Source organism: Hominimerdicola alba, from assembly GCF_900112155.1.
In the GTDB taxonomy this organism is placed as follows: Bacteria; Bacillota; Clostridia; order Oscillospirales; family Ruminococcaceae; genus Hominimerdicola; species Hominimerdicola alba_D.
Genome location: NZ_FOKQ01000071.1, coordinates 1 through 10,322, shown reverse-complemented (window position 1 = coordinate 10,322; position 10,322 = coordinate 1). Strand labels below are relative to the sequence as shown.

Sequence of the window (10,322 nt, the reverse complement as noted above, 5' to 3'; positions counted from 1 at the left end):
GACCTAAGCACTTGACTTATGTCCTTTTGTGTGCTACACTACATAGCAAGGGGGCTGATAATATGGCAAGCGCAAACTGGATGAAAGCAACCACGCAGAAAGCTGGAGCAATGAAAAAACATCTCGGACAAAAAGAAAGAGAACAGGGCAACCACAGCAACAAGGAAATCGACACTGAGCTGAGCAAGAACAACTATGCTATCGGGTGCCAAGATTACAGTGAAGCACTGGAACGCATGAAGCGGAGAACGAAAGAGGTTGACAAGCTCATACCGCCAAAGAGAATACGCAAGGACAGAGTGACCTGTTGCTTCATTGAGCTTCCATGCCCTCTCACGCTAACGGAGAGGGGTCTCTCAGACGATTTCTTTGCAAAATCGTATCAGACCCTTACCGACTTTTTCGGCTCTGAGAACGTCCATGGGGGCTTTGTACACAAGGATGAGGTGCATACCTATACCGACAAGGACAATAAGCGCAGAACGTCACTGGAACACGTTCACGTGCTTGTGTCGGCATATACACCCGAAAAGGGTATCAACGGCAAGGCATTTGAAACAAAGGCTCGGCTCAAAGCTCTGAACAAAGAGCTTGACGATATGTGTGTCAGATCCTTCGGGGTTCGTCTGAACACCAAGGAGACCCCTCAGCACAAGAGTGTTGAACGGCTCAAAGAGGAAACTGAACTGAGAAAAGATGCTGACCGCCTGCGTGATGAGTACAGCAAGGAATATACAAGGCTTCTTGATGTACACATGGAAGCAGAAATGTCCATTATGCGCAAGGAAGAAGCCGAGAAAAAGCTGCTGGAGCTGAACGAAGCCTATGAGAACGACATGAACAAGCTGAAAGCAGAGTACCAAGAGAAGCTCGACAAGCTGAACAACGAGTATTCCGAGGAAATTTTTGCGAAAGTCAGCGCTATCAGAGCCATTTCCGAGAAGCTTTCTCACGGAGAAAAGAAACTGACCAAGCAGGAGCAGGAAACGGTTATGAGCGTAGCTGCTAACGTTGGTCGGATTGAAGCTGAATACACACGGCTCCGCAATGAAGCCGAGGAACGGAAAGCGACCTATGACATTCTGGTGCAGAAAGAAAACGCCATCATAGACCAAAAAGCCTTTAAATTAGCCGAAGATTTGGAAAAGCACTATGAAAGCGAAGCGAACAAAGCTATAAGTCAGGCTACGAAAATGCAAAGTGAAGCCCAAGATAAGTTGTTCCACATCGAGCAGGAGAAAGAAAAAGCCGTGAATGAAGCTTTAAAGCCGTACAGACGCAATGTAAACCAATTGAACCAAGAACTTGATTATGTCCGCAAAGTGTGTGAGTACGCTACCAAAGAGCCTTATGAGGAGACAGAAAGGCGGTATGAAAAACACATGGATGAACTTGCCCAGGAACGTTCGTGGGGCGGACGGTCTCGATGAATGATTGAAAGTGTCACACAATCAGTGTTGACAAACGGAGCTTTATATGCTATACTGAAAAAAGTGAAAAAAAATATATTGATAATCTAAGCCCCTTATACCGTGGGTTATAGCGTTGGGGCTAATTTGATGTGCAAAAACTTATTGATAATCTAAGCCCCTTATACCGTAGGTATTGAGCGTGAGCGTGTGTGGGGCGGTTCTTCTTTCTTTTGGTTCTTTTCTTTCTTCTCCAAGAAAAGAAGAAAGAAAAGAACGGTATCCGCAGTAATGATGTTATATCCGCATAAGTGAGGTGTTCTGCTTGTCCGATAATGTATTGAATAACTTCCGTGAGTGCTATGAGCTGCTTTCCAATGTGTACGATCAGGTCAATGGCGAGGACTTCTATCGCTATATCTTCCCCGACAACGAGAACTCTGGTGAGCTGTACAGCGATTTTTCTCACCCTAACGCTATTTATCTGTATCACGATGAACAGGACGAGGGTGCAAAAAGGCGTTTACGCCGCAGGATAATGCTCAATGATACGTGGGCTTCTGATTATATGGACTATGTTGAGGGGAACGGCATGACATTGTGCAGCGGTCTTACTTATCATAGCCGCAGCAACAAGCTCCAGTATGCTCAGACCATGAACGCACTCATTTTTGACCTTGACGGTGTCGGGCGTTCTGAATTGGAGCACGTTCTGGAGCGTACAACAGGTTCGGGCGATGTTTACCGCAGTATTCCTAAGCCGACTTTCATTGTTTTGAGTGGGCGAGGGCTTCACTTGTACTATGTTTTTGATGAGCCAATCGCCCTTTATCCCAACATAAAGCTGCAATTGAAGTCCTTGAAACACGATCTCACATTCAGAATATGGGAGTATAAAGGCACTTCGCAGGTCGAGAGTATTCAGTATCAGAGCATCGGGCAAGGCTTCCGTATGGTCGGCAGCACTAACAGCAAGTATGGGAATACCGTCACCGCCTTTAAAATCGGCGGTAAAGTCAGCCTTGATTTCCTCAATAGCTATGCTATTAAGCCCGAAAATCGGGTTGATGTTAACCGTCCGTACCGCCCGAGCAAAATTGACCGAGCAACCGCAGCTGAGCTTTATCCCGAATGGTATCAGAAAGTTGTTGTTGAGGGCAACAAACGCCCTAACAAGTGGAATATCGGCTATCGTAAGAAGAAGCAAGTCAAGGACTATGCTCTTTATGAGTGGTGGAAACGCCGTGTGACCGAGATTGAGGGCGGACACCGTTATTTTTACCTTATGTGCCTTGTAATATACGCCTGCAAGTGTGATGTCCCCAAAAAACAGCTCAAAGCCGATATTCAGGATTGTTTTGAAGTCCTTCGGACGTATAACCACAACAATGAGCTGACCCAAGCTGATGTTGATAGTGCTATGGAGTGCTATTCCAAGGATTATTATAATTTCACGATAGCTGATATCGAGATCTTGACCGATGTTCGTATCGAGCGTAATAAGCGGAATTATCAAAAGCAGGAGTGGCATTTGGAAGATATCCGAAGTAAAAAGGCAAATATGAAGCGTAGAGGTCAGCCTTTTAGAAATGCCGAGGGTAGACCTAGCAAGCAGCAGATCGTACTTGAATGGCAGCAGCTTCACCCAACAGGGAAGAAGATTGATTGTGAGCGTGATACTGGATTGAGCCGCCATACCGTCTTGAAATGGTGGAGTGAGGAGTGTGCAAAATGAGCAAAACCATAAAACAAATCGCTGATGAGCTGGGCGTGAGTAAGCCCACCATATCTAGGCTTATTTCAGATTTGGGTATCGAACCTTTCAAAGTTGGCAATCGGTTTGAATTGTCTGACTATGATTCTTCCCTCATAAAATCGCAAATATCGCAAATTGGCGAAACGCCACAATCGCAAAAAACGCAACAATCGCAAAATGAAAAATCGCAAAAAACGCAACAATCGCAACAAAAATCGCCACAATCGCAACAAGAAACGCAAAAATCGCAACAAAAAACGCAAACCGCCGCAAACTTACCGCAAACCGAGTTTGCAGCGGTAGTCGAAGTCTTACAGACTACAATTGACACTTTGCAAGGACAGCTCGCCACCAAAGACGAACAGATCAAAACTCAGCAGGAACAAATATCTGCTCTACAATCTGAATTGGAACGTGAACGGCAACACGCAAGAAATCAAGCTGAAAAACTAGCTGTGCTTGCAGATCAAGCGCAGCAGCTGCACGCGGCGGATAAAAAAGCACTGCTTGCTATCGAGGACAAGCAAGACCCACCCAAGCGGCATTGGTGGCAGCGTAAACGAAAGGAGCAGACTGAGGAATGAACGAGCCGACAAAAAAGAAGAAAAAAGGCGGAGCAAGGGCAGGAGCAGGAGCAAAGCCGAAATACGGCTGCAAGACCGTGACAATGCGTGTTCCTGCTGATATGGTGGACGAAATCAGGGCTTTTATCTGTAAGAAAAAGCATATCGAGCCGAAGCCTGAGCCTGAACAAGAGTTAGAGGGGCAAGTTTCCTTTAGCGATATATGAGGAGGAACGAAAATGATTGAGTATTATGACGTAAATGGACATTTGATTGAGGAAGGTGCGAACTTGCTATATGATAAAAATAAGTGTTTTCACTGTGGAATAGCAAAAATCGTAGACAATCAATTGTGTTTTATCTATGCCAATGGCATAGATGCAACGGTGCTAGACCAGTTCAAAGTTCCTCTTTGTGAGATAGATTTATCAAAAATACAAATTCTGGATATAGAAAGTTTTAACGCAAGTTTCGACAAAAAAGACGGCGGCATACGTTACTATGACAGATTTGGTCTATTGATTCGAGAAGAAATGGGACTTTTTCTTAGTGACGGTCATGGCGGAGGTAATGGTAGTCCTATTGAGAAAATAAATGGTGATTTTGTATTTGGATTTGGAACCAAATTTGACCCTCATTATGAGTCTTTATCTGAATTTAATCGTAAATTCCTGATAGTTGATTGGATATCCAAATGCTATACTAAACAGTTACAGCGTAAAAGTGATAGCGTGGAAATCAGATTTGAAGATGATGAACATGAGCATAAATTTGATGAAATCTGCCGAAAAATGAAACACCTTGACTGCTACCATTTATCTCTTGCGTATCTTCTTTCTCTCGATAAGGTTCTTCGTGAGCATACCGATGAAGTTTTTGACTTCCAAGAGGACGGTATCAAGCGTGAGGGGCTGCACAAGGGCTTTCAGACAAGCACTTCGATGAAAACAACGCGCCTTGCCTTTAACCTTTGGAACGGCTGCTATGATGATGGTGAAACCTACACGAATAAGGACGGCTATGGAACGGAGCTGCCGAGCAGCTACTATACGCCCGATCAGATCTTCTGCTGTAAGGACTATGCCCCATATTATTGGCAAGCTATTCGGATCCGTTTTGAATTGAATTAGTATAGAAAAAAGGCGAAACAATAACGTTTCGCCTTTTGATCATTGTTCGATATTACTTTTTTTGACTAAAATCCAATCACAAGGAAATATATGTTTTTTGTCTGCTTTATAAACTAGTATTAAAACAAATATCCATATATGTTTGGTTTTTACTACGTTATTATTTCCTAAAGAGTCCCTTATGATCATTGCAGAGGGTCCATCCTTAGAATTAAATATATCTTGCTGTTGTATGTGTTTTAGAATATAATTTTTTTCTTGTAATTTCATTATTAAAGTTTTACCGTTGAGCTGGCGTTTCCTAAGTAAGCCTTTCCGCCTGCAATAGTTGTAATGTAGACGTTTTTCCAACCAACCTTTACTTTCTTGGTGTTTTTCGGAATTGAAAATGATTTTGTAGAGCCATTTGCCTTGTTATATCTTCCATTAAGGTCTTTGTATTCATCTATTCTGCCCGAAAAATAACTTTTGGGCTTTAATATTGATGTGTTACTGCAGTATATTGTTCCAGACACATTGGTTATCTGTGTTCCTGTTGCGCTCCAATAGAGATGAGCTTTTGTACTGGAGTCTTTAACTATGCCAACATGGAATGTACCAAAGTCAATGACTGCTCTTTTTATTGATTTTCTTTGTTCTTGGGTTACAGCTTTTAAAGACGAACCATCTTTAACTATTACTACGTCTATTCCGCGTTCCAAATCACTTAATGATATACTTGGGAGCGATGATGTGTCAATCATAGTGCTTGTATCAGCAGATACAGCAGATGCAGGTATTGCTGATAAAGTAAACACCATAACTAAGGTTAAAATTAATGATAAGATTTTTGATTTGATTTTCATGACTACCTCCACAGAATAATATCGAACTTATCTATTATATCACTTTTTTGAGTGATTGTAAAAACAGAAATAACACTTTGTATTTGTAATTTGTGAATTTTTCTCCAATAGCATTGACAATATAGGATTTATCCTATATAATTAATTATAGGATAAATCCTATAATTTGATGTGGAGAATGTATATGCAGGAATTTGAAATAATATTTTATGAAAAGGCTGATGGGACAGAGCCGGCAAAGGATTTTATATTAAGTCTTGATACAAAGATGAGAGCTAAAATGTTCAGAACAGTAGAGCTTCTTCAAAAAAACGGCAACAGATTAAGAGAACCGGAATCAAAGCCTATAGAAGACGGTATAATGGAGTTAAGAGCAAAAGTAGGCTCGGATATATCTAGGGTCTTGTATTTCTTTGTAGTCGGACATAAAGTTGTTTTGACAAATGGCTTTATAAAGAAAACACAAAAAACACCAAGGGCAGAGATTGAAAGAGCCAAACAGTACAGAGCTGATTATCTAAGCAGAAAGGAGAATGAAAATGACTAATTTCAATGAACTTCTCGCAGAGCAGATGAAAGATGATGAATTTCGTAGAGAATATGAAGCACTTGAACCAGAATTTACAATTATGCAGGCTATGATAGATGCTCGTAATTCAAGCGGACTTACACAGAAACAGCTTTCAGATCGTTCGGGTATAGCACAGGGTGATATAAGCAAGCTTGAAAACGGAAATGCTAATCCGTCAATAAGAACTTTACAACGGCTTGCAAATGCTATGGGCAAAAAACTTAGGATAGAGTTTTTATAATTGTTATTATAAAATTATAAAGACGGACTACCGCAGCAGCGGACAGCCCGTCTTTTTCTTTTTGTTAGCACATTATTCAGGTTTGTTGCAACCTCAGCCCCCCTTTTTTTGTTTATACGAGCTCACCTAGAGGGGTCTTAGTGCCGTTGGTGTTCACGCCTGAAATCAGGCTTGCGACAGCACTTTTTGAGTTGAGCTCAACGTCATCAATAAGTATGCCGTCGGCAGTAACTTTGCTGGAATTTTTCAGTTCTTTAAAAACCTGTAAAGCGACTGCACTGTTACTCTTGGAGGGCTTCATGTTGATCTTGCTGCCGGCAAGTATCGTGTAAGTGCTGCCGTCAACAGTTTTGACGGTAGCCTCGCGGAAGTGGGCGATATGCTGCTTCTGCCAAAAATAGTCGCGGAAAATTTCAGCAGCACCTTCTCCTGTGAGAGCACCTCGGTCACGACCGATCGTAACGATATCCTCTGGCTCGACATCATTGATAAGCAGGACATCAAGCTCCAACTGAAGGGCTTCAGTGATTTGCTTGATAAAGTCTCGCAATTTGTTGTCGGCCAGCAACGAGATCAATTTGTTCCCGTCACTGATAATCTGACTGAGTTCGTTAAAAGTGGTTGCCCCACCGATATCAATGTGAAGCTCCGGACCTCTTTCATATAATTCTTCTAATTTTTGGATTGTCATAAAAACACGACCTTTCATTTTTTTCTTTTTACGAAGAAAGGAGAAATCTCTGTTCCTGTTATTGTTTATGATTATAGCATATTGATAGCCTTTTTGTCAAGAAAAAAGGCACACAAAAAGAAAGGAGATTTCTCCAATCTCTTTGTGCACCTTTACAATTATTTTTTCGTCAACCTCTGATACATCTTCATCAGCTCTGCCACGCACTCACTCTCGGTCATGGTCTTGTAGTCAAAGCCGTATGCTTGCATAACAGCTTTATCGTTGAGCTGGTGAGCTTTGCGTAGTTCGGGGGGCATGGTTAGCTCATCGTAGAGGTCTGCTAGAGAACAGTCAGGGTATTTTGCCCTTGCATCCAGTATCAACTGCGCGGTATGCTCTATCACAGCTTTCTGCTCGTCAGTGGGGTTACACCAAGGAAAGTTGTTATATACTACATCTTTAGAATAGCGATAGTCACTCTTTATTCTCCCACAAACCGCTTTAGTCCACGCCATATGAACATTAGACATCAGTATAGCAAAGTGATACAATGTTGCATCAGGAATTATTTGTACTGCATCATTCACCTTTACATCTGGATCAACAAAGCCAAATGGTATGTACTTTCTTCTTTCAGAAGAGTGTCTGGGAATAATAATATAAGGTTTTCCTTCGGGTTGTGTTATCTGGGCAAATAATGTTGGTGTTTCAGCAAACTTACGTATTCCAGCTGCTATGCTACTTTCTCTTTGTTCCTTACATTTGCGTACTCTTTCTAATATTAAAGGACATTTTTTGATTTCAGCAGGACTTACACCAACTAGCCAAAGGCAATATCTCAGCTTATTATTTATGAATTCAGTCGCACCTAGTAAACGATGGATATATTTTTGAGCTTGAGGTTCCTGCTTTATAAATTCATCATATTCATCTGCTTCAATGATAAGATATCCGCCATCTGCGGGTTTATTACCATAAACCATTTTGGGAACATCACAAAGTGGTTTATTTCGACTTTCTACAATAACATTAGGCGCATCGCATAAATAATAGTTTATATTTTCAACACGTTCTTTGATACCACCTTTGTACAAGTATTTTTCTTTTCGGTTATGACACGAAAAACCTATAATTACACAATGAACCTGAGCTTTTTGATTAGCTTCGCTATCCCAAATAAATGACAAATAAGCAAAATTTATGATAATACTAAGGTGTTTCCATAGGCGACACACAGTTTCACCTTGTGTGATTGAGTTAGTAGATACAAATCCGCACTCTATATTTGTTTCTTGAATGTAATCAGATGCTTTTTTATACCAACCAGCAACAAAGTCAAGATTTTTCACATCAGGGAAAATTTTCTGAATATCATCTTTTTGTTCCTTGCTCATAAAAGTAAATCCAACAAACGGCGGATTGCCCATAATATAAGACAGCTTTTCCTTTGAAACAACGCTTTCCCAGTCTATTAGCAGCGAATTGCCCTCGGTAATGTTGGCATAGCTTTTCAGTGGCAGGAAATCAAGGTTATTCTGTATTATCTCCTCAGTTTCGTGCATCATCTGCGCTTCGGCTATCCAGAGGGCGGTCTTTGCGACAGTCACAGCAAAGTCATTGATCTCAATGCCGTAAAACTGTCCGATACCTACCTTTATAGGGTTGAAGTCACCATCACCGCCTAAAAGTATCTGATCTCCGTGTATAGCTTTCAATGCTTCATTCTCCAGTCGGCGCAGGCTGATATAAGTTTCAGTAAGGAAGTTGCCTGAACCGCAGGCGGGATCGAGGAACGTGAGTGAAGCTAGCTTATCTCTGAATTGCTCCAGTTTCGCTTTTCTTGTTTTATCGACCTTAGTTTCGCATATCGTATTGAATTCTGCTTTCAGCTCATCGAGGAAAAGAGGGTCAATGACCTTGTGAATATTCTCGATAGAGGTATAGTGCATACCGCCTGAACGTCTTGTTTCGGGGTTCAGAGTGCTTTCAAATACCGCACCGAAGATCGTCGGGCTGATCTCCGACCAGTCAAATCCTGCGCTTGCATTGTTCACAAGCAGATCCACTATCTCATCTGTGAAGCGTGGAATTTCGATGTTTTCATCAGCGAACAAACCACCGTTCACATAAGGGAACGCAGCAAGGTCATCGTCCATATAGGGGTCACGATCTTCGGGCTTCTGATCGAGTACCTGAAACAGCTCGATAAGTGCCTTGCGGATATCTTTCGCTTGAAATTGTTTCAGATACCGCCCGAACATTTCATGCTTGCCGAAAATGCCTGCATCTTCCGCATATAGGCAGAATACGAGCCTTACGCACAGCATATTTAGGCTTTTCAGTGTTTCGGGGCTATCAGGTTCTTTGTATTGTTTCAGAATGGCATCGTACAGCTTGCCAACAAGTTCGCCTGCCTTCAAGGAAATTTCCATTTCCTTTTTCAGCATTTCGCTACCTGTTTCCACAAGGAATTGCAGACGGTAGTAGTCCTTTGCAAGGTCTTTCAAGAATATCTGCTCAGGCTCGCCGTTGGGCTTCTCCATGTCATAGACAAGGAATTCCTCGAAGTTGCAAGTCACTATCCATCGAGGGTGCTGCGATAACGGCAGCTCCGTCACATAGCGTTTTGCCTGTTGGAACGGATTGAGCAGAGAGCCGTCAGACTGCTTTATTGCCTTGCGTAAGTCCTTGCCGATAGACTTCTGTTCAATCATAACGTGCGTAGACTTGATATAACCGTCTATAAAGGACGTGTGATCCAGATGAACCTGATCCTCAAAGCTGATAAATTCAGCTATGTTGTCAACTCCGTAAACGTGTGTCAGCAAGTCTATCCAGAAAAGGTTGGACTCCCCTTTTTCATAGCCCCTGCCTTTCCAACGCTCGGCAAACTCCTTCGCTGCCTTTTTCTGTTCTTTTTCAGTCATAGTATATCCCCCTGAATGGAATGATTATCACCATACATTATAGCATATTTCCGTAAATGGTTCAACTAATGAATGACCACTTTATAGTAAGACGGACTACCGCAGCAGCGGACAGCCCGTCTTTTTTTCTTTTTGTCAGACAAGTGAGCAGGGAGTGCAGAGGGGGTGCAGACCCCCTTTGCCCCTCGGAGAGCACCTGACCTAAGC

At 42.1% G+C, this 10,322-nt stretch carries 10 protein-coding genes; 7 read left to right on the top strand and 3 right to left on the bottom strand.

All coding sequences use genetic code 11. The features are described from left to right. Positions 1-62 precede the first annotated feature (62 nt). The 5 genes from BM265_RS18810 (at position 63) to BM265_RS20825 (ending at position 4,858) form a co-directional block, all read left to right on the top strand. A complete protein-coding gene (locus tag BM265_RS18810) occupies positions 63-1,430 on the top strand; it encodes a plasmid recombination protein (protein ID WP_074963462.1) in 1,368 nt (455 codons plus the stop codon). Positions 1,431-1,734: 304 nt separating this feature from the next. After that, the gene (locus BM265_RS18805; RefSeq protein WP_074963461.1) at positions 1,735-3,144 is read left to right on the top strand and encodes a hypothetical protein; all 1,410 of its coding nucleotides are present in this window, start codon (positions 1,735-1,737) and stop codon (positions 3,142-3,144) included. Further along, positions 3,141-3,749 carry a helix-turn-helix transcriptional regulator gene (locus BM265_RS18800; RefSeq protein WP_074963460.1) on the top strand — a complete coding sequence of 203 codons (609 nt, stop codon included), beginning with the start codon at positions 3,141-3,143 and terminating at the stop codon, positions 3,747-3,749. The genes BM265_RS18805 and BM265_RS18800 overlap by 4 nt, the downstream gene beginning before the upstream one ends. Next, the gene (locus tag BM265_RS18795; RefSeq protein ID WP_074963459.1) at positions 3,746-3,955 is read left to right on the top strand and encodes a hypothetical protein; all 210 of its coding nucleotides are present in this window, start codon (positions 3,746-3,748) and stop codon (positions 3,953-3,955) included. Before BM265_RS18800 ends, BM265_RS18795 begins: the two co-directional genes overlap by 4 nt. Positions 3,956-3,967: 12 nt before the next feature. Next, positions 3,968-4,858: a DUF6075 family protein gene (locus tag BM265_RS20825; protein ID WP_242940908.1), complete on the top strand. Its 891-nt coding sequence runs from the start codon at positions 3,968-3,970 to the stop codon at positions 4,856-4,858. A gap of 272 nt (positions 4,859-5,130) precedes the next feature. On the opposite strand, the gene BM265_RS18780 is transcribed toward BM265_RS20825, so the two are convergent. Next, complete coding sequence (locus tag BM265_RS18780) at positions 5,131-5,703, bottom strand: hypothetical protein (RefSeq protein WP_074963458.1); 573 nt, start codon at positions 5,701-5,703, stop codon at positions 5,131-5,133. A 184-nt stretch (positions 5,704-5,887) separates the two neighbouring features. Here BM265_RS18780 and BM265_RS18775 point away from each other — a divergent pair, with 184 nt between their 5' ends. Both BM265_RS18775 and BM265_RS18770 read left to right on the top strand, forming a co-directional pair. After that, positions 5,888-6,250 carry a type II toxin-antitoxin system RelE/ParE family toxin gene (locus tag BM265_RS18775; RefSeq protein WP_074963457.1) on the top strand — a complete coding sequence of 121 codons (363 nt, stop codon included), beginning with the start codon at positions 5,888-5,890 and terminating at the stop codon, positions 6,248-6,250. Continuing rightward, positions 6,243-6,515 (top strand): helix-turn-helix domain-containing protein, encoded by a 273-nt coding sequence (locus tag BM265_RS18770; RefSeq protein WP_013483966.1) that lies wholly within the window; start codon positions 6,243-6,245, stop codon positions 6,513-6,515. The genes BM265_RS18775 and BM265_RS18770 overlap by 8 nt, the downstream gene beginning before the upstream one ends. Positions 6,516-6,627: 112 nt before the next feature. Here BM265_RS18770 and BM265_RS18765 read toward each other — a convergent pair whose 3' ends face one another. Continuing rightward, complete coding sequence (locus tag BM265_RS18765; protein ID WP_207647017.1) at positions 6,628-7,224, bottom strand: hypothetical protein; 597 nt, start codon at positions 7,222-7,224, stop codon at positions 6,628-6,630. A 140-nt stretch (positions 7,225-7,364) separates the two neighbouring features. Continuing rightward, on the bottom strand, positions 7,365-10,115 hold the full coding sequence (locus tag BM265_RS18760; RefSeq protein ID WP_074963455.1) for a DNA methyltransferase: 2,751 nt from the start codon (positions 10,113-10,115) through the stop codon (positions 7,365-7,367). Positions 10,116-10,322: the final 207 nt, after the last annotated feature.